At 29.6% G+C, this 20,302-nt stretch carries 21 protein-coding genes, 6 tRNA genes and 1 riboswitch; of the genes, 8 read left to right on the top strand and 19 right to left on the bottom strand.

Annotation, left to right across the window (positions count from 1 at the left end):
- Nucleotides 1-194: 194 nt before the first annotated feature.
- The 3 genes from N524_RS0103195 to N524_RS0103185 form a co-directional block, all read right to left on the bottom strand.
- A complete protein-coding gene (locus tag N524_RS0103195; protein WP_029055631.1) occupies nt 195-1,694 on the bottom strand; it encodes an FAD/NAD(P)-binding protein in 1,500 nt (499 codons plus the stop codon).
- 371 nt (nt 1,695-2,065) lie between these two features.
- Nucleotides 2,066-2,926 (bottom strand): N-acetylglucosaminidase, encoded by an 861-nt coding sequence (locus N524_RS0103190; RefSeq protein WP_017638292.1) that lies wholly within the window; start codon nt 2,924-2,926, stop codon nt 2,066-2,068.
- 282 nt (nt 2,927-3,208) lie between these two features.
- Nucleotides 3,209-3,433: a hypothetical protein gene (locus tag N524_RS0103185; protein WP_029055630.1), complete on the bottom strand. Its 225-nt coding sequence runs from the start codon at nt 3,431-3,433 to the stop codon at nt 3,209-3,211.
- A 196-nt stretch (nt 3,434-3,629) separates the two neighbouring features.
- Here N524_RS0103185 and N524_RS0103180 point away from each other — a divergent pair, with 196 nt between their 5' ends.
- The gene (locus N524_RS0103180; protein ID WP_029055629.1) at nt 3,630-4,118 is read left to right on the top strand and encodes a sigma-70 family RNA polymerase sigma factor; all 489 of its coding nucleotides are present in this window, start codon (nt 3,630-3,632) and stop codon (nt 4,116-4,118) included.
- Between the two features lie 4 nt (nt 4,119-4,122).
- Nucleotides 4,123-4,569, top strand: a complete 447-nt coding sequence (locus N524_RS0103175) for a competence protein ComK (RefSeq protein ID WP_017638163.1) — start codon at nt 4,123-4,125, stop codon at nt 4,567-4,569.
- Here the strand turns inward: N524_RS0103175 and N524_RS0103170 are convergent.
- Entirely contained in the window at nt 4,544-4,999 is a 456-nt protein-coding gene (locus N524_RS0103170) for a hypothetical protein (protein WP_017638162.1), read from the bottom strand. The two genes, N524_RS0103175 and N524_RS0103170, sit on opposite strands and share 26 nt — an antisense overlap.
- A 189-nt stretch (nt 5,000-5,188) precedes the next feature.
- On the bottom strand, nt 5,189-5,902 hold the full coding sequence (locus tag N524_RS0103165) for a transaldolase (protein WP_017638161.1): 714 nt from the start codon (nt 5,900-5,902) through the stop codon (nt 5,189-5,191).
- 266 nt (nt 5,903-6,168) lie between these two features.
- Between N524_RS0103165 and N524_RS0103160 the strand changes: the two genes are divergently transcribed.
- From N524_RS0103160 to N524_RS0103150, 3 genes are all read left to right on the top strand, one after another.
- Nucleotides 6,169-6,474, top strand: coding sequence for a hypothetical protein (locus tag N524_RS0103160; RefSeq protein ID WP_017638160.1), 306 nt, complete (start codon nt 6,169-6,171; stop codon nt 6,472-6,474).
- A 95-nt stretch (nt 6,475-6,569) separates the two neighbouring features.
- Nucleotides 6,570-6,932: a fluoride efflux transporter CrcB gene (gene crcB, locus N524_RS0103155; protein WP_029055628.1), complete on the top strand. Its 363-nt coding sequence runs from the start codon at nt 6,570-6,572 to the stop codon at nt 6,930-6,932.
- A complete protein-coding gene (locus N524_RS0103150; RefSeq protein ID WP_037555521.1) occupies nt 6,929-7,285 on the top strand; it encodes a fluoride efflux transporter FluC in 357 nt (118 codons plus the stop codon). Before crcB ends, N524_RS0103150 begins: the two co-directional genes overlap by 4 nt.
- Nucleotides 7,286-7,347: 62 nt before the next feature.
- On the opposite strand, the gene N524_RS0103145 is transcribed toward N524_RS0103150, so the two are convergent.
- The 3 genes from N524_RS0103145 to metK all read right to left on the bottom strand — a co-directional run bounded on the left by N524_RS0103145 (nt 7,348) and on the right by metK (nt 10,533).
- Nucleotides 7,348-8,184, bottom strand: a complete 837-nt coding sequence (locus N524_RS0103145) for an aldo/keto reductase (protein ID WP_029055626.1) — start codon at nt 8,182-8,184, stop codon at nt 7,348-7,350.
- A 119-nt stretch (nt 8,185-8,303) separates the two neighbouring features.
- Nucleotides 8,304-9,212 (bottom strand): nuclease-related domain-containing protein, encoded by a 909-nt coding sequence (locus tag N524_RS0103140; RefSeq protein WP_017637315.1) that lies wholly within the window; start codon nt 9,210-9,212, stop codon nt 8,304-8,306.
- 121 nt (nt 9,213-9,333) lie between these two features.
- Nucleotides 9,334-10,533, bottom strand: a complete 1,200-nt coding sequence (gene metK, locus N524_RS0103135) for a methionine adenosyltransferase (protein WP_017637316.1) — start codon at nt 10,531-10,533, stop codon at nt 9,334-9,336.
- A gap of 113 nt (nt 10,534-10,646) precedes the next feature.
- A riboswitch (SAM riboswitch) is annotated at nt 10,647-10,762 on the bottom strand.
- Nucleotides 10,763-10,915: 153 nt separating this feature from the next.
- Here metK and pckA point away from each other — a divergent pair.
- Entirely contained in the window at nt 10,916-12,508 is a 1,593-nt protein-coding gene (pckA, locus tag N524_RS0103130) for a phosphoenolpyruvate carboxykinase (ATP) (RefSeq protein ID WP_017637317.1), read from the top strand.
- Nucleotides 12,509-12,667: 159 nt separating this feature from the next.
- Here pckA and N524_RS0103125 read toward each other — a convergent pair whose 3' ends face one another.
- Both N524_RS0103125 and ytkD read right to left on the bottom strand, forming a co-directional pair.
- Complete coding sequence (locus tag N524_RS0103125) at nt 12,668-13,453, bottom strand: alpha/beta hydrolase family protein (protein WP_029055625.1); 786 nt, start codon at nt 13,451-13,453, stop codon at nt 12,668-12,670.
- Nucleotides 13,440-13,907 (bottom strand): RNA deprotection pyrophosphohydrolase, encoded by a 468-nt coding sequence (gene ytkD, locus N524_RS0103120; protein WP_029055624.1) that lies wholly within the window; start codon nt 13,905-13,907, stop codon nt 13,440-13,442. The genes N524_RS0103125 and ytkD overlap by 14 nt, the downstream gene beginning before the upstream one ends.
- Before the next feature lie 66 nt (nt 13,908-13,973).
- On the opposite strand from ytkD, the gene yidD reads away from it, so the two are divergent.
- Nucleotides 13,974-14,231, top strand: coding sequence for a membrane protein insertion efficiency factor YidD (yidD, locus tag N524_RS0103115; RefSeq protein ID WP_017637320.1), 258 nt, complete (start codon nt 13,974-13,976; stop codon nt 14,229-14,231).
- Here yidD and menC read toward each other — a convergent pair.
- From menC to N524_RS13645, 3 genes are all read right to left on the bottom strand, one after another.
- Nucleotides 14,212-15,228 carry an o-succinylbenzoate synthase gene (menC, locus tag N524_RS0103110; RefSeq protein WP_029055623.1) on the bottom strand — a complete coding sequence of 339 codons (1,017 nt, stop codon included), beginning with the start codon at nt 15,226-15,228 and terminating at the stop codon, nt 14,212-14,214. The genes yidD and menC overlap by 20 nt on opposite strands.
- On the bottom strand, nt 15,218-16,627 hold the full coding sequence (menE, locus tag N524_RS0103105; RefSeq protein ID WP_029055622.1) for an o-succinylbenzoate--CoA ligase: 1,410 nt from the start codon (nt 16,625-16,627) through the stop codon (nt 15,218-15,220). The genes menC and menE overlap by 11 nt, the downstream gene beginning before the upstream one ends.
- Nucleotides 16,628-17,356: 729 nt before the next feature.
- Nucleotides 17,357-17,434 carry a putative holin-like toxin gene (locus tag N524_RS13645; protein WP_231290208.1) on the bottom strand — a complete coding sequence of 26 codons (78 nt, stop codon included), beginning with the start codon at nt 17,432-17,434 and terminating at the stop codon, nt 17,357-17,359.
- 765 nt (nt 17,435-18,199) lie between these two features.
- Here N524_RS13645 and N524_RS0103100 point away from each other — a divergent pair.
- Nucleotides 18,200-19,147, top strand: a complete 948-nt coding sequence (locus N524_RS0103100) for an exonuclease domain-containing protein (RefSeq protein ID WP_029055621.1) — start codon at nt 18,200-18,202, stop codon at nt 19,145-19,147.
- A 590-nt stretch (nt 19,148-19,737) separates the two neighbouring features.
- Here the strand turns inward: N524_RS0103100 and N524_RS0103090 are convergent.
- From N524_RS0103090 to N524_RS0103065, 6 genes are all read right to left on the bottom strand, one after another.
- Nucleotides 19,738-19,826: transfer RNA gene (locus tag N524_RS0103090), tRNA-Ser, on the bottom strand.
- 56 nt (nt 19,827-19,882) lie between these two features.
- Nucleotides 19,883-19,954 (bottom strand) — tRNA-Glu (locus tag N524_RS0103085).
- Nucleotide 19,955: 1 nt separating this feature from the next.
- A tRNA-Asn gene (locus tag N524_RS0103080) sits at nt 19,956-20,030 on the bottom strand.
- A gap of 7 nt (nt 20,031-20,037) precedes the next feature.
- Nucleotides 20,038-20,111 (bottom strand) — tRNA-Gly (locus N524_RS0103075).
- Nucleotides 20,112-20,139: 28 nt separating this feature from the next.
- Nucleotides 20,140-20,215: transfer RNA gene (locus N524_RS0103070), tRNA-His, on the bottom strand.
- 13 nt (nt 20,216-20,228) lie between these two features.
- Nucleotides 20,229-20,301 (bottom strand) — tRNA-Phe (locus N524_RS0103065).
- Between the last annotated feature and the right edge of the window lies 1 nt (nt 20,302).

Below are 20,302 nucleotides of genomic sequence, written 5' to 3'. Positions count from 1 at the left end.
TGAAATTGTTAAAGGTTAATTGAGTATCGTAATCTCAATGACTACAATTCAAATTCTACTACACCTATTTCAAAAAAACAATTACTATACATTGTACTTAATTAAAGAGATAGATTTAATTTTAATTATCAAATTTTATTTTTAACTATAATCAAATACCAGATAAGTATTTAATTTTATTAGATATTTAAGGATTAATGATTCTCTTTATCAAGGTTATCCAAATCTTGTTGTGTTTCATATAATCTATCAACAGCGTTGGCTACTTGATTCACAATCATTTTGACACCGTTTCTAAGTTTATTAACCCCATTAGTCATTTGACCTATAGCAATAACATTCGTTAGTGTACCAAATCTAGGGCTAATCACTTGGTTTGTCTCTGGTATGATTTGAATACCGCCCATTGGATGTGCCTGAACAATTTGTCTATTTTCAAGATTTAGTATTAATTGATCATCTTCATCCAGTTCATTTAAATGAGTTTTAGAACCAGTAGCGTTAATAACCACATCAAAATCTTCAATATCTTTTTCCTCTTCATATTGTAAATGGAATAATCCATCGTCGTGATAAATGTTTTTTAAATTTTTACGAATAATTAATGCTTCGTTTTCTAATAAATCTATAAGTAAACGGGCAGTTCTAGGAGGCATAGGATTGGAATTAAGTTGAATTATTTTTGTATAACGACGATTAAATTCTTGTTGATCTTCAATACTTAAACTATTCCAAATCCAATTTAAATTCTCTTTTAACAGTTCAACGATACTTTGAAATATGCCAATTTCCTTTTCATGTTCCAAATCAAATTGTAAATCTTTAATGTGGTCTCCAGTTCTTCTATTAACTAGTTTTTCAAAATTAATGCCATAATCTTTGCATTCTTTTAAAAATAAATCAACTGCTGTATCTAAAGGCACATTGCCATAATTTTGAGCTTGTATATCATTGAATCGTTGTTTAGTTAAATGAGTAAATTCTATATCAACCATTTTACCTCTTACACTAGGTAAATTTGCTGAACGACTTGTCATTAGTATAGGCAATTTAGGATGGTGAGCAGAAACATATCTGATGACATCTAAACTTGCCAGTCCAGTTCCTATAATTGCAATACTATCATTTTCACTAACATCATCGAGAGAATGATATGTAGGATAAGGTGTCGGTTTAAACCCATCTATCCCTTTTAGTCGATATGGATCATGATATGCAAAAGTGCCAAAAGTTAAGAATAAATAATCATATTCTCTCCATTCTTTCATATCATCTGACGTACAAACATAATATTTTAGATTCGTTTCATCAACTTTAGAACTTGTAAAAATTTCATGAACTTTATTGTTAATGATTGTAATATTTTCATATTGATTATTAAATTGAGACAAGTATGATTTCATATAATGTCCAAATACAAATCTCGGTAGATATGTAGGATTATCGAATACAAATTCATTTTGATCTTGATACCATTTCCAAAATTCTTCTTCATCGTCTAAATTCAAGCTCATCTTTTTAGAAGGTAAATTGATTAATAATTCACTACTATCATTTTGGAATGGAACTCCTTGTCCCATATTTATACGGTCATCATAGACATCTACTTTTAATTTTTCAAAATGTTCATGTTTTACAAGTTGTCGTAAAACACTAACACCTGCAGTGCCCATACCAATTATAGCTACACGCATTATGACATCATCCTTTTTTCATTTCTATATCTCTAATTTGATTACAACAACATATATATTTCATAGATTTTATAACTGTTGTTATTGATTTCACATTATTTCTTATATATCCTAATCAGGCAAAGTTTAATCTTTTATCATCTGTGATAAAATTTCTTTATGAGGTGATTGATATGAAATTAGTTGCAAAAATCATAGTTCTGACAGTTATTATATTTGCTTGGGTAACAAGAAACAACAAAGCCAAATAATCAGCACATAAAAAACACCTGCGCCAATTAAATGCCGCAGGTTAAATTACATATCCTTTTTTATTTAAAATTCAAACTTGATTTTATTCTTATTAGAAAATTAAACATTCAAATAGATCATTATTTATTATCTTTTAAATGACTTTTATCATCTTTATACACATAAAGTTTAAAGTATTTACCTTCTGTTTTCATGTCTTTATAAAAATCAGCAATGATACTGGCATTACTTTCAGCCCATTTAATATCTGTAGCATATTGATGTTCACCTGGATTTTTAGGATTCCATCTCATGCTATATAATGTGTCTTGATCTTCGTGTTTTAAGAAATGATTATGAATGAAATCTGCACCACCGTAAATTGCTTTTTGCGGTGTATCCCAACCATGTTTCTTCGCATATTCTGCACCTGTTTTTACAGGGTCACTATCTAATGCGCCAACACCATAGAAGTTATAGTATTTCTTACCATCAATTTCTACACCTTTAGACAATTCACTTTTAGCAGAACCTGTTTCTAATAAAGCATGTGAAATTAAGTAAACTTCATTTACATGTTTTTCTTTAGCTGCTTTTGTAAAATCATCAGTGTGTTTTAATAAAGTTGGTCTATCAATTAACATTCTTTTAATTCTTTTTTCATCAATACCTTGATATTTAGATAAATCTAAAAATTGATACTTTTGTTTGTCATTGTCAATAAATTGACTACTATCCATAGCTGTTTTAATTTCAGTTGATGATGCATCTCTCCACGCATCATTATTTTTATTAGATACTTGTTGACTCGTATAGTTGTCTATTTGTTTCTTCGCAGCTTTATCTAATGTTACATCTAATTTCTCAACTTTTTGTTGTTCTTTAACATGTTTAAAGAATATTTGGTCAGAAACCATTGAGAAAAAGATAATAGCACCTACTGCAAATATGATAAGCAATCCTAAAATTGCAACTATAGATCCCTTTTTGTGCTTCGTCATATTCACACCTCTTAGGTCAATGTTGTTATACTTTTCATTTGTATTACGATAATAAAGTTTAACATTATTAATTATGAATCACAATTTAATATATACTTTGTTACAAATTCATAAATAAAAAGTAATAAAATTGAAACTTTTGAGTATAAAAAAAGAGAAATAGACATGATTTTGTATCCATTAAATAGATTGATTAACACTTCAATCAACTGTATTGAATGTGTTAACTGTTTTCATTTAGCAATATCTATTCAATTAAATTGTCTAAATCTCATCCCATTTTTATTTATTATGATTTTTATAATCCATCATTATGAAACTTGCAGCTTGTGATCTATTCTTATAAAAATATTGATTTAAGTCTATTGTTCCTTCAATACTTCCTTCTCTATACTTCATTTCATTAGTGAAATTGTTAATCATCACAAAGTCTGAACGATCTTTAATTCTATCTAAATCATCATTACGGGCGAAAAAATGTTCTAAATTTAAGTGTGCGTAATCCATTTGTACCTCCTATTAAATTTTGCTCTATATTAATAATACGACATGTTTTTGGTTATTTTTGAATACATATTTATTTACTATGACTTCTATTTAACACCTATTTTAATAATTTAGCAAATGAAAATTTTCCCAATCTATTTTAAATTCAATGTATCCGGAAATATACACTTTTATGTACATAAAACTGGAGTAAATCTTGGAATTTAATATTATTTATCAAAAGTATAACAAAATCATACATTATTTGTTAACTAGGTATCAAATCACTTATAATTATGACGAGTTTTATCAATTACTATTAATTCAAATGTGGCACTTATCGAATAACTATAATCCCTCAAAATCCAACAAATTTTCCTCTTATCTATTCATCAGATTAAACTACTATCTTATTGATATATTCAGAAAAGAAAGTAACAAAATTAAAACTAGTGATATTGATGATTATATTTCTAGTGAAATAGAACCATCTCAACACATCAAGAATGAATCACTACTAATACAAGATATTCATTATTTATTAAACTCAAAAGAAAAAGAATGGCTATTACTAAAATTATCTGGATATAAACAATATGAAATTGCAGAAAGAATGCATCTATCTTTGACTACTATTAAAAAAATTAAGAAGTCAGTGCAATCTAAAATCTCAAAACATTTACATTATACTCTTAAAAAGGAATGAAACAATGAATCATTTAACTACAACTAACTTACTATATATACAAACAGAAATAAGCGATAAGCTATCCACTAAATGGCAATATAAGCAATATGACATTTCTCTCCCTATTTCAATCAACAATACGTTAGACTATATGCTAGAATTACATCAAAAAACGTTACCTCTTCAAAAGAAAATCGCCAAACGCTTACTTCATATAAACAAAAAAATTCCTATTTATGTATGTGATCAACTCATTTTATTTCCTCTAAAACATCGTCGTTCTCCCATTCAATATTACATAAACGCTTATCATATTACTGGTATACAAACCAAAAATAATGGCACATTAATTATGTTTTCAAATGCTACTCATCTTTTAGTAGATGAACCTTATCATGCTATATTAAAAAAATGGCAAGAAAGTTTACTTCTTTGCCATTTAATTACACAGTCGTATTCTTCTTATTGAATTTATATTCTAATAATTTTTTAGTAAAAAATGCAGTTACTTTCTTAATTAAGAATATCGCTATTAACATTAATATAATAGCGCCTATAATGATGAGTACAACAGTCACAGTTGATAAGTTAACCTGGGGATGAATGAAATAATTTACCGCTGTTAAACTTGTTATAAGGCCAAATAAAAAGCCACCTAATAAAATGACATATGTAAATACAATTCCAATCAATAATATAAATAAACTAGCTGAACTAATATGTTTTTGGCTATACACATGATCTTTTAAAAACTGATTTGAAAACCTTATTGGTTTATTCAGCGTGTCACTATCATTATGATTAACTTTACTAATTTCATCATTTAATTGAGCTTTCTCTTTGTTATTTAAGAACCATAACTGCTTTTGTACTCTAGCACTAAACGAATTTTTATCCATAGCTAGAATTGCACCTCATATCTATTAGATTATCTTTACATCATAGATGAAATTTCTAATTCAATCAATTCAAATATTCAAATTACATTAATAAAAAGCCAACCTTGTGTACACTATAGACAATCAATTCTAATAGTGCCACTAGCTTGGCTTTTAAATTTAATCCGATAAAGATACTAATTAAAGCAATTATAAAATTGATAATCCTGAACTTTGGATATCTTTAGCAAAACCTTTAACAGTATCAATTGATAGTTCTTCAACGTCTCTACCTAAATTATTGTTAACTTTTTTAACTACATCGGCTGGACAAGTAATGATGTCAGCACCAATTTCGTCTGCTTGAATAACATTAAATAATTCGCGGCAACTTGCCCATAATAATTTAACACCTTTTTTACTATGAGTTATCTCTACTGATTCTTTCATTAATGGTAATGGATCTACACCAGTATCTGCAATACGTCCTGCAAATACTGACACATATGTTGGTACTCCTTCTGTGACAGCTTCAGTAATTTCTTTAACTTGTTCAATTGTATAAACTGCAGTGACATTTAAACGTACTTGTTTTGCAGATAATTCTTTGATTAATGGAATTGTTGAAGTACCGTTAGTAGTAACAATAGGAATCTTAACAAAAACATTGTCACCATATTGTTTAAGAATTTCCGCTTCTTTAGCCATTGTCTCTAAGTCATCTGCGAACACTTCAAATGAAATAGAAGCGTCAGGAATTTCTCGAACAGCCTCTTCCGCAAATGCTTTATAATCTGTTACTCCTGCTTTGGCCATTAAACTAGGATTCGTTGTAAATCCATCAACCTGTTTATTTTTATAAGCAGCTTTCATTTCTTCGATATCTGCTCCATCCGCAAATACTTCTACATTTAGTTTTCTCACTATGTATTCCTCCTTCAATTTCAATACTAAATTTGGATTTCCAATGTATTGAATATCAAATTCATATATGATTTATCTTTGGTTTTTATTTTCGTTAACAAATCATTTATAAATAATTTATATCATGCTTTTGAAATGTAAGCGAATTATTTGCCTATATAAAAAGCATTTTTGTATTTTACATTTTATTTTCTATACATTTATACTATTCTCATATCCTAAAAAGTGGTAGTATATTGTAATGATATCCATCGAGGAGGTTACGCATGTCAAAATCTAAACTCTACTTTTATATAACTTTATTATTATTAGCGATAAGCTTTTTCTTTAATACAAATAATCCATTTTTAAATAATGTGTTGGGTTCTTTCGTCAAATTAATTATTGCATGTAGTGTCATTAATGTCATTGTTCTAATCATTTCAATCATTTTTGCGGACAAATCCATTAAACATTCACGAGACAAACAAGGTTGGATTAGAATTGGTAGTAAACTATTACCATTTATCATTCTTATTGTGATTATTATTCATATTGTATCGTCATTAAATACTTACGGATTCCTTTCTTAAATTTTATTGATGTATACTTTATTTGTTAGAGCCATTTCAGATTGAAGTGGTTCTTTTATTTATTTGAGTAAATCTTTATTAAAGGAGTTATTACTTTGCAATATTTATACATTTTTGTAGGTGGTGCGTTTGGTGCTTTATTAAGATATTTATTATCATTTTTTAACCATGGCCACTCATTACCTATTGGTACATTAACTGCAAATATTATCGGTGCTTTTTTAATGGGATTCTTCGCAGCACTATCGATTAAATTATTTCAAACACATCCTCTATTTAAAAAAGCTATAACAACAGGTTTTATGGGAGCTTTAACTACATTTTCTACTTTTCAATTTGAATTAGTTCAAATGTACAATCAACAAAACTGGATGTTATTAATTATTTATGCAGTGATTAGTTATATTCTTTGTATTTTATTATGTTTATTAGGTAAGAAATTAGGTGAACGTTTATGATTACTACAATTTTGTTAGTCATGTTAGGTGGAGGTATTGGAGCAATTCTACGTGCTAGTATTTCTAACTATTTCAATCAGTTTCAATCTGTGTTGCCAATAGGTACGCTTATAGTTAATATTGTAGGTTGTATATTCATTGGTGCCCTATCTGGTTTATCATTACATATACAATGGATAAACCCTTTTTTAATCACAGGTATATTAGGAGGTTTAACTACATTTTCTACCCTCTCTAATGAACTCGTCGGAATGTTATCACCTAAATTCAAACCTACATTGTTTATTTTATATTCTACTATTCAATTCATAGGATCATTCTTAAGCTGTTATTTAGCTTATCACCTTATTTAAAAATAGAAGAAGATACTTTTAAAGCCACGTCCTCTTTATGAGAAACGTGGCTTTAATTGAATTTATTGTCCGTTAAATTCTGCAGGATCAGGACCAATTCTTCTATCTTCATTTAATTGGTCAAGACGATTCATTTGATCTTCGTTAAGTTTGAAGTTTAGAATATCTAAATTTTCATCTATACGATGTGGTGTTACTGATTTAGGGATAACTACTACATCATGTTGATAATTCCAACGAATAATCACTTGTGCAGGTGATTGATCAATTTCTTTTGCAATAGCATTAACAGTGTCATCATCTAAAATTTGTGCGTTCATTAATGGTGACCATGATTCCATAACAATATTTTGAACTTCCATATATTGTCTTAATGAACTTTGTGTTAAATATGGATGAAATTCAACTTGATTAATAACCGGCTTTATTGATACTTGTGCTAACAGTGCTTCAAAATGGTCTACATTAAAATTGCTTACACCGATATTTTTAACACGGTCTTGTTTATATAAATCTTCCAACCCTTGCCATGTATCTATCATTAGTGCTTCGTTAGTACCTGGCCAGTGCATTAAATATAAATCCAGATAATCTAAGCCTAATCTTTTTAAGCTACCTTCATACGCATCCTCTACATTAGTTCTACCAAAATCTTCTAACCATAATTTTGAAGTAATAAATAAGTCTTCTCGTTTTAGACCTGTAGTTTCTAATCCTTCTTTAATACCTTGTCCTACTTTTTCTTCATTACCGTAAACTTTTGCTGTATCAATGCTTCTATAACCATTCTCTATAGCATGTTTAACAGCCTTAGTACAATCATCATTATTTTCGACTCTAAACGTACCTAGTCCTACTCTTGGCATTTCATGACCATTATAAAATTTAATTTTATCCATGGATTTTCACTCCTTACATATAAAAATATTTATACATTATCTATACCCGTATCCGATGATTAAAATTCAATATTATAAAAAAGCTAGTAAAGTGTCATACACCCTACTAGCTAAAATAATTAGTTAAATGATTCAATTTTATCCATAATATCTTGTAAATCATCGACGTTATATTGAATACGTCCATGGAATACAAATTTATTAAAGAATTCGTTAAGTTGTTCAGGTCCAACTAATACTTTTACATTACTATTCTGAGCATAATTTGAAATCGTTACATCATCTTCATTTTTAGGATTAAAGTATAAAATAGAAGTTGGTGTGTATTTAGTATTCAATTTATTTTGTAAATCTCCAGCTAATTGTTGTATTTGCTGAATTTTATCTGAATAGTTAACAAATGATAATGATTTTTGATCATCATTTTGATCTAATACCAATGTTTGTGGCGTAGATTTATCTAAATCTAGCGTATTAAATACTTGTTCCATAGTTGGTAACTCTGAAAATTGTGCGCCACTAATACCATTATAAACATGACCTTTTAATAATTGAGAATCAATGATGTATAAACCAGTTCGTGTTAATACGAGGTGACTAATTCTTTCAATATTATTAAATTCATTAGTTGGCAAGAAAATATTTGCCATTATATGCATATCTTCTGGGCGAATACGCTTTTCATTAACAAGACGTTCACGAATACCAATTAATCTCATGTCTGTAACATATTCACTATGATTTTTAGAGAATAATTTTAATGCATCAATTTCTCTTTCTTTACTACTTACTGTAGCTTCATAATCTTCTTTTTGTTTAGTGACTGTCTTTTTGTTTTCTATACGTTCTTTTTCTAATGTTTCCTCATGAGATGCTTTTAAGTTTTGTTCTTTTTGTTGATATTCTTCTTCAGTTTGTTTCTTTATCTTTTTCTTTTTATTTAACGTGATTAAAAATAAAACAAAAAAGATAATTGCAATCACTACTGCAACGATTAATCCTATTCCAATGGGTGAAGATAAACTCATCACATCAACGCTCCTTTTAAATTATCAATACAATCAATTATAAATCATAACTATGATATTTTCGACATTTCGTTATAATTTAATTGATTATATTTTACCTATCCCAAATATTTTAATTATTTTAGGCTTGGTTTATTGAATCTTTCAAAACGTTGACTTTATCTAATTTTTCCCAAGGTAATAAAACATCAGTACGTCCGAAATGACCGTACGCAGCAGTTTGTTTATAAATAGGTTGTTTCAACTCTAACATTTTAATAATTCCTGCAGGTCTTAAGTCAAAGTTCTCTCTAACTGCTTCTACTAATTCTGTTTCACTGACTTTACCTGTACCAAATGTATCAATTGAGATTGACACAGGTTCAGCTACACCAATAGCGTATGCAAGTTGTACTTCACATTGTTCAGCTAATTCAGCTGCAACAATATTTTTAGCAACGTATCTTGCTGCGTATGCGGCAGAACGGTCTACTTTAGTTGGATCTTTACCACTGAAGCATCCTCCACCATGTCTAGCATATCCACCATAAGTGTCAACGATAATTTTACGACCTGTTAATCCTGCATCACCTTGAGGTCCACCAATTACAAATCTTCCTGTTGGATTGATATAGAATTTTGTTTGATCATCTAGTAAATTTTCTGGAACAGTAGGATAAATGACATGTTCTTTAATGTCATTTTGAATATCTTCTAATGTTTTATCTTCAGCATGTTGTGTTGAAACAACAATTGTATCAATACGTTTTGGTTTGTCATTTTCATCATATTCAACTGTTACTTGAACTTTACCATCTGGACGTAAATAATCTAGTATTTTATCTTTACGAACATCTGATAAACGTTTAGCTAGCTGGTGTGATAAGAAAATTGGTAAAGGCATATACGTATCTGTTTCGTTAGTTGCATAACCAAACATTAAACCTTGATCTCCTGCACCTGTTGCTTCAATTTCTTCTTCAGTAATATCATCGCGATATTCTAATGCTTTATCTACACCTTGTGCAATATCTGGTGATTGTTCATCAATTGCTGTTAATACAGCCATTGTTTGTGAATCATAACCATATTTTGCACGTGTGTAACCAATTTCTTTAATTGTTTCTCTTACTACTTTAGGGATATCAACATAAGTTGTTGTTGAAATTTCACCAGAAATTAAAGCCATACCTGTAGTTACTGTTGTTTCACATGCTACACGCGCATTAGGGTCATCTTTAAGAATTTCGTCTAAAATGGCATCGGAAACTTGATCGGCTATTTTATCCGGGTGTCCTTCAGTTACTGATTCTGACGTGAATAATCGTTTATTGTTAGTCATGTTTTGCTCCTTTTAAAAATTTATTACGATAATTCTCTTTTATTTGAGCTAAATAAAAGAGCCTTCTGCTAACTAGTATCTAGATAGAGAGAAGGCTCTTATACGTCCATTCGCTCTTATCGTTCAGACAATATAGGTCTGCAAACGGTTTGGCACCTTTCTTTTCTATACAAAAAAGAGGTTGCTGGGTTTCATTGGGTCCATGTCCCTCCACCACTCAGGATAAGAGAATCCGTTAAAATTAATACTACATAATTAGCGAATTAATGTCAATTTTAGAATTAAGTTATTTTAATGAAAATTTACGGTGGATTAATTAACTTAATATGTTATACTATTGAAATGTAAAGGCTTACATTACAACTATCTGGAGGGATTAAGTATGTCGATCGATACATACTCTGAAACTATTAAAATCAAACAATTATTAGAAAAACCATCTACACAGTTTCAATTATCTACAACTCAACTTTACAATAAAATCTTAGATAATAATGAAGGTGAACTTACTGAGTTGGGCGCTATTAATGCAAGTACCGGTAAATACACTGGGCGTTCACCTAAAGATAAGTTTATCGTTACAGAACCTTCATATAGAGATAATGTTGATTGGGGAGACGTTAATCAGCCGATAGATGAAGAAACATTTTTAAAACTTTATAACAAAGTATTAAATTATTTAGGTAAGAAAGATGAACTATACGTATTTAATGGTTACGCTGGAAGTGACAAAGATTCACGCTTAAAACTAACTGTAATTAATGAATTAGCTTGGCATAATCTTTTTGCACATAATATGTTTATACGTCCTGAATCAAAAGAAGAAGCTAAATCAATCAAATCAGACTTTACCATTGTATCAGCACCTCATTTTAAAGCTGACCCAGAAGTCGATGGTACAAAAACAGAAACTTTTGTTATCGTTTCATTCAAACATAAAGTCATTTTAATTGGTGGTACTGAATATGCTGGCGAAATGAAAAAAGGTATATTCTCAGTTATGAACTATTTATTACCAATGCAAGATATTATGAGTATGCATTGCTCAGCAAATGTTGGTAATAAAGGTGACGTAGCATTATTCTTTGGTTTATCAGGTACTGGTAAAACAACATTATCAGCTGATCCTGATAGAAAATTAATTGGAGATGACGAACACGGTTGGAATAAAAATGGTGTGTTCAATATCGAAGGAGGTTGCTACGCTAAAGCAATCAACCTTTCAAAAGAAAAAGAACCACAAATTTTCGATGCAATTAAATATGGTACTATTTTAGAAAATACAGTTGTCAAAAATGATGGCACGGTTGATTTTGATGATAATAAATTCACTGAAAACACAAGAGCGGCATACCCTATTCACCATATAGATAATATTGTATTACCTTCCAAAGCAGCTCATCCTAATACAATTATCTTTTTAACAGCGGATGCTTTTGGTGTCATTCCTCCAATTTCAAAATTAACTAAAGACCAAGCAATGTATCACTTCTTAAGTGGATTCACATCTAAATTAGCTGGTACAGAACGTGGCGTTACTGAACCTGAACCATCATTCTCTACTTGCTTTGGTGCACCATTCTTACCATTACATCCTACAGTTTATGCTGATTTATTAGGTGAATTAATTGATAAGCATGAAGTTGATGTTTACCTTGTTAACACAGGATGGACAGGTGGTAAATATGGCGTTGGTAGAAGAATAAGTTTACATTATACACGTCAAATGGTTAACCAAGCTATTTCAGGTAAATTAAAAAATGCAGAATATACTAAAGATGCTTCATTTGGATTAAATATTCCAGTGGAAGTAGAAGATGTTCCTAAAACTATCTTAAATCCAATTAATGCATGGAGTGACCCTGAAAAATATAAAGCACAAGCTAATGACTTAATTCAACGTTTTGAAGAAAACTTCAAAAAATTCGGCTCTGAAGTAGAACATATTTCAGATAAAGGTGCATTTAATAAATAATTAAAAAAGAGGTCGGGACAAAAGCGCTTAGGATTTGAGCAGAACCGAACGATGAGCAAAATTGTTTCTCAAATTTTGTCGAATCGTGAGAGTTTCTGCCGAGAATCCTGCTTTTGGGACGCCGTTAATCGGTTTCCCAGAGCACAAGAACTTTATGTCTCAACCTCTTTCATTATCTTTATCATTTTCAATTTGATTCATCCATTGATGAATATATTCAAGTGTTTCTTTCAAAGCAAATGGGCGTGGTACATGTCCTTCTTTCATTTGATAAAAAGTATCAAAGTTTGCTCCAATCTCATTTAAGCGTCGTTCTAAATAATAAGCTTGATGTATACCAACTTGCTTATCATTTCCACCATGAACAATAAGTATTGGCGGACTTTGTGGCGTAATATTATGTATTGCCTCTCTATCAGTATAATTTTGAGCATCTTTAATAGGATGTCCAACCATTCGTCTTAACATCCCTCTTAAATCAACACGTTCCTCATACATTAAATAAATATCAGATACCCCACCCCATATAATATAACTATTTACAGGTAAGTCTTGAAAAGTTAATAATCCTTGTAAACCACCACGTGAAAAACCAATCATATGAATAAAGGCTTGTGGATGCTTTGAATACAGTAAACGAATGAGTTCAGTGACATCATTTAAATCTCCACGATAAAATTCATCTTTGCCTTCACTGCCATTGTTCCCTCTATAATATGGACCTACAACTAGAGTTTCATCATTAGCAAACTGCATTAGCCTTGCAGCTCTGACACGCCCTACTTGTCCTTTACCACCTCGCAAATAGATAACAATGCGTTTTACTTTTTTATAAGGTGTCATCATTAAAGCTTTGACATTAAGATGATCAACTTGATAGGTTATTTCATCAAAATGATGTGTCCTCATCTCTATTGGCATTTTTTTAACTTTAATAAAATCCAAGTGTCTTCACCCTTTCATAACAATGCAAGATAGCATCATCTTTAAGTAAAAAGCTTTTTTTATTATCGGGAATTGATTCAACTGATTGAAATAAACATGGACCATCTGTTTCTAGATAGTCAGATTGTTCTTTTAGCATATCAACTTGTATAAAATATACATCTTTCACAAAATCTATATTACTATTTGTTTCAACTTTATATTGTGCTATATATTTAATATCGATAGCATGAGCACCAGTTTCTTCATACAATTCTCTCCGTATAGCATCAATACTAGTTTCATTGCGTTCTCTTTTGCCACCAGGAAATTCAATACCTCTAATTTTATGACAAGTAAACAATAATTGATGTTGAAATACTGGAATAGCAAGTACATGATTACCCGTAGGAACATCTTTATTTGTTTTATATGTTAGGTGTACCTTTCTTTGGTCTTTATCTAAAAACTTCATGTACATCACATCCCTTTATAATATGTTAAAATACCTATATTCTAAAATTTGCTCGGAGGCATTATTATGAAAAAATTATTTCTTGCCTTAATACATTTTTATCAACGTTTTATCTCGCCATTAACACCACCAACGTGTCGATTTTATCCAACATGTTCAGAATATACACGAGAAGCGATACAATATCATGGTGCATTCAAAGGATTATACTTAGGTATACGTCGAATATTAAAATGTCATCCTTTACACAAAGGTGGATACGATCCAGTGCCACTTGCAAAAAACAAATCAAAATCACATCATGCTAAACACAATCATCATTAATACATTCTAATTTTGTACGATTAACTACAGGGGGAATGAATTCTATCACTCCCTCTTTTAATATACCTTCATTTTCTAAAAAATCATTTTCAAAATAATAACCCGCTGGTGTCACATCTCCAGGATAATCCCCATGTTGAGCTAACATTGCGGTAAAATATCGGCTTAACCCATATTCATACATACCACCAATCACAACTTTCACCCCTTCTTTGTGAAGGGTTTGTATTGCATCTAATACTCGATCAATACCACCAAGTCTGAATGGTTTCAATATAACTACCTCTATTGGATATTCAGATATAATATTTTTGATTTCTTGAGTGGAAGTGGCCTTTTCATCAAGAGCAATAGGTGGATAAGGTTGTCCATTAATGCGTTTGATATCATCTAATGATTGAAATGGTTCTTCAATATAAAGAATATCATGGTCTATATTTTCTTTAATAGATTGATATTGTGTCAGATTAAGAGATTCATTGGCATCTATAGCTAAATCAAAACTAAAACTAAGTGATTGTAAATTATCGATGTCTGAAATTAATTGATTTGAATACTTTAATTTAATTCGCTTAGGTTGTGTTTGAGCCAAACGATTTAATTGTATTTCAGTCATACCGTTTACAGTTGCACCATACGGAACTTTAAATGATTCAAGTTTATAATATTTTTGATAGATAGCCATCATAATTGTACATCTTGCTGCTGGATAATCATTTAAAAGTTCGAGTGATGATTGCCACTCTTTAAAAGTTGATATTTCTTTATTCTTTATACGATCATACCATTGTTTAATGTTTTCTTTTACGGAATCAATAGTTTCATTATCATACCATTGAGTTTGAAATGCATTACATTCTCCAAAATATGCATCCCCGTGATTATCAATGAATTCAATAACTAATGTTTTTCTTGTTTCTAATTTTACTTTAGGCGTTACAATTGGTGATTTAAAAGGCTGATTATATAAGTAAAAATTTAATTGATTAATAATCATTTTTTTCTTCCTTTTGTATCATTTTATTTCTTTGGAGTTTACCTGTAGAAGTATATGGCAATTCTTCAACTTGATAAAAAGACTTTGGTACTTTGTACTTTGCTAAATGATCCAACATATATTGTCTTAATTCGATTTCATTAATTTTTGTATCGGCAATATAATATAATATAGGTACTTGTCCCCACGTATCATCTGATTGACCAATACAAACAGCATCTTCAATGTTTGGATAATATTTAGCTATAGATTCAATTTGATAAGGATATATATTTTCGCCACCACTGATAATTAAATCCTTACGTCGATCATAAATCATAACAAAACCATCTTCATCTATTTCAGCTATATCCCCTGTTTTGAAAAAGCCATCTTCAAATGTATCTGTTAAATTAACAGGATATAAATAGCCATTCATTACGTTGTTTCCTTTAATTAATAATTCACCATGTCCATTTTGATTAGGTTGCTTAATTTTCACTTCTACATTATCACTAGGCACCCCTACAGTATCATAACGTTGTGCTAACATATCTGGCGTTGCTGTTAAAAATTGTGAACACGTTTCAGTCATACCAAATGAATTATAAATAGGTAGTTTGTAGTTTAAAGCTTGTTGAATTAAATTTGCTGATAGCTTTGCACCACCCAATAAGATTTTTTCTAATTGATATGGACTCTGTAATCCAGCATCCATTAACCATTTTAAAGTTTGTGGTACAAGAGAAACATGCGTAATATTTTCATTTTGAATAATTTGAAGCATTGTATCAGTATTATACTTTTCTAAAATACGTACTGTAAATCCTTCTATAACACTTCTTAAAATGACACTCAGACCTGATATATGATATATCGGTAATACAGATAACCAAATCGTCTGCTGATTATAACCTAAACTTTCCTTACAACCTATTGCACTTGCGAGATGATTTTCAAAAGTTTGAGGGACAGCTTTTTGAGGACCAGTAGTGCCAGATGTAAACATGATTGAAGCAATGTTTTCTAATTGAAATACATTAGAATTTATATTTTGAGGAGATAAATTTTGAATATCCTCAAGCGTATATATATCAAATTGATCCATTTCGAGTGTAGTTGTCGTTACTATTGTGCTAACTTGTATAGAATTCATTTGAGCAATAATTTCATTCTTTGTTAATCGTGTATTTATCATAGCAATTTCGATATTGGCGATCCAACATGCATGTATCAATACTAAAGATTCAATACGATTATTTATATGTAACCCTATTCTCGTTTGATTAAGGTTTTGTAGTTGCTGTGCTAAATGAAATGCATCATCATATAATTCCTTAAATGTCATTTGATGTGCGCCATCTGTAACAGCTATTTTATCTTTATTTTTTACTGATTGATCTTTTAACCAGAAGTTCACAAGTCATTCCTCCAATTATCATTACAAAGATAATTATAACGATTTTAACGCATTCTATCAGTGATTAAAGCTTGAATTTAGAAATTTGAATTTAATAATAAGATATATCACTCTTTGTTAACACATTTGAATTCATAACTGTCTAATTTCGCAGAGAAATGTTACGTTTATGAAAATAAATTTATAAAATAAGAATAAATAATCTATGATAATTAAAAATGATTTATATTAAAAGTAGCTTACATAGGAGGTGAATAGTAATGGAAAATATCACAGCTATCATCAAAAAAGCAGTAGAATTTTTCAAAGGTTTATTTGAAAATAAATAAACTACATTTATTCATCTAAGGACATAACAATGTAAGACCTATATAAATTAATCCTAGAATTTACCTTTGGGTATGATTCTAGGATTTTCTTTATAAAAAACTAAATCAATTGAAAACTTTACCCTTTCTTTATAAATTGAGTCAATTTTCAATAGACTCAACTAACACCTGATTACTTTAACTTTTTATTTAGAACTTACACTTATAGAAGCAGATTTAATATGTTGTAATTCTTTCTACAATAGAAAATTTTAATACTGTTATGCTAATATAAAATTATAAAAATCAAAAAGACGACATGCTATAACATGTCGCCATTGAACCCGTTAAAAAGACGGTGACTCAAATTATATTAGCTATAAAAATAACCATCTAACTCAGTCAAAGTTATAAATGATGGTTATTTTTTATGATTTATTTTAATTATTGTAACCATTACCTCAATGTGTGTAACGATAAATGTACCGAAACCTATCATAAGGCTTAATGCGTCTACAATAGAAATCACAATAGGCGTCCCTTTCTAAAGATTTAAGTAATGCCATCATAGGCACCACCCTCTTATACTCAGATAGCCACCATCAACTTAACTTGTCAAAGATATATTATAACATTTTTTATTTTGTTTTAATCATATTAATGATAAGTAAAATCAAAGTTGCTATATTAATATAGAATGTTAACTTTTTTCTCAATTCTCTGCTCATGACTTTCACCTCTTATAGAACAATTTTTATTATAATTTATAGAAATTTTCAGATATAGTATAAGATCAAGGTTTACTACTTATATACCTTTCATTTAATACGGATCTTTACTTCCACTTTCATTTATTTTAAATCCTCAATGATATCTAAATTATCTCTATTTACGAATAATCAGTTCACATTTAATCTATTTTTCTTCTTAAATTTAATAATATCGACTTTCGATTGTGATGATTTTACTTTTTATTTACTAAAGTTATAATCATTCTAAACCATTATATTATTTTAGTATATAATAATATAATGTATATATACAATTTTTATAAAAATAACAGAGATATCTTTGCTTAAGAATATATAACATAAGTATGTTTATATAAAAATTCACACAAAAACAAGACCATATATTGAAAACTCAATTTAACAGTGATTAATACTTAAATAATTACTTATTTAAGTATGTTAAAAAAGAAATAATTATGTTTGTAACTTCAGGTATGTACGCTTAAATTTATAATTATAACTGGAGGAAATTAATGAAGAAATATGATGTAGCTATAATTGATTTTGAAATTATGAATAATGAAACAAATAGTCCTTGTGAAATTGCTATTAATTTAGTGAAAGGATTAAAAATTATTGATACATATAGTACATATATAAATCCTAAAAATAATTACTATGATAATGAAATTGCACTTATTCATAAAATACCTAAGAAAGTAATAGAAGCAGCGCCAAAATTTGAAGACGTTTACGATCAAATTAAACATTATATAGAAAATAGTAGCTATGTAATAGCTCATAATGCACACTTTGATGTATCAGTTTTATTATCAACTATAGAACATAATAAATTCCCTATGATCAAATTCATATACATAGATAGTATTGCAATATTTAGAAAATATCTTAACCTTAAATCTTTCAGTATGAGTAGTTTGTGTAAAACATTCAATATATCAACAGATAACTTGCATTCAGCTCAATATGATGTAAAGGCATTAACTGCTATTTTACTAATAGTATCGGAAACAAATAATTATAAAAGTATGTTAGAACTTATACAAAATATGGATCATTCATATATAAAGTATAGTGAATTCACTAATATTCAATATGCTTTGCCATCATTTAGAAAATATAAAAGGCCTACTCTATCAGTTATAAATCAGTATAAAATTTTACATCCTAATAACATTCATTTACTAGATAAAAATATTGTATTCACTGGAGAATTCAAGTCTGGTAAAAGCAATTTAATGATCAAAGCTAGAGAAAACGGAGCAATAATACGTAGTGATGTATCTAAAAAGACAGATATTTTAATTGAAGGAATTCAAGAAGAAAGATTTAAAGGAACTGATGGATTAGTTAGTAAGCAAAGAAAAGCACGAAAACTGATATGTGAAGGATACAATATTAAATTACTTTCTGAAAATGAGCTATTAAATTTATTAGAAAGCGAGAAAATATATGATTAAAAAAATAACAACAACTAAACACACATATTTAATTGAAGAAACATATTCACAAGGCGATAGAGATTGTTATTTTGGTAGATCTATTCTACTATCGATTTATGTATCCTTTAATATAAAAACAAAGTCAAAATCTGGTGAATATTACTTAAGTAACATTCCTAAAAGAATAGTATTAAGAAATAAAGTAATTAAAGAAGAAAAGCCTACTGATTTAGAAATTAAGTTTTGGCAATTTATGAATACAAAGAAAACAATAAATTATTCACAAGAACTAGCACTAAAATACAAAATAGTAAATTATATAAAATTTTATTTCATATTAAGTAATTTTAAATTCGACGAGTCCTCTAGCTGTAGAATTTATTATGACTATAACAATCTATTTAATAGATGAGGCCTAATTAAAAAACAGTAAATAAACTAAAGTTACAACAATAAAAAACATGTTATTTTAATTCGATTTATACACTTATTTGCTAAAAATCTCACAACATAAAGTTATAGATTTCCTCAAAATAAAAAAGAACGTTGATTTAACAACGTTCCCCTATTTAAAGCTTATCAGATTTTCACTGATTTTAAAGTATGTACGGAGAGTGAGGGATTCGAACCCTCGAGACGCTTGTGGCGCCTACACACTTTCCAGGCGTGCTCCTTCGGCCAACTCGGACAACTCTCCATAATATATAATATGATAAATAAAAAAACAGAAGCGATATTTCACTTCTGTTTGTATGACTCCTACGGGACTCGAACCCGTGTTACCGCCGTGAAAGGGCGGTGTCTTAACCGCTTGACCAAGGAGCCATGGCTCCACAGGTAGGACTCGAACCTACGACCGATCGGTTAACAGCCGATAGCTCTACCACTGAGCTACTGTGGAATAATAATGGAGCGGGTGATGGGAATCGAACCCACAACATCAGCTTGGAAGGCTGAGGTTTTGCCATTAAACTACACCCGCATATAAAATGTGAAATGTAATACGATTATGGGGCGGTTGAAGGGAATCGAACCCTCGAATGTCGGAACCACAATCCGATGCGTTAACCACTTCGCCACAACCGCCAAAAATGACGAATGGTTCAGGACAGAGTCGAACTGCCGACACATGGAGCTTCAATCCATTGCTCTACCAACTGAGCTACTGAACCA

The organism is Staphylococcus sp. URHA0057 (assembly GCF_000620265.1).
GTDB classification, from domain to species: Bacteria; Bacillota; Bacilli; order Staphylococcales; family Staphylococcaceae; genus Staphylococcus; species Staphylococcus pasteuri.
The sequence above is the reverse complement of the archived record's forward strand: the minus strand, read 5'-3'. Positions and strand labels throughout refer to the sequence as shown.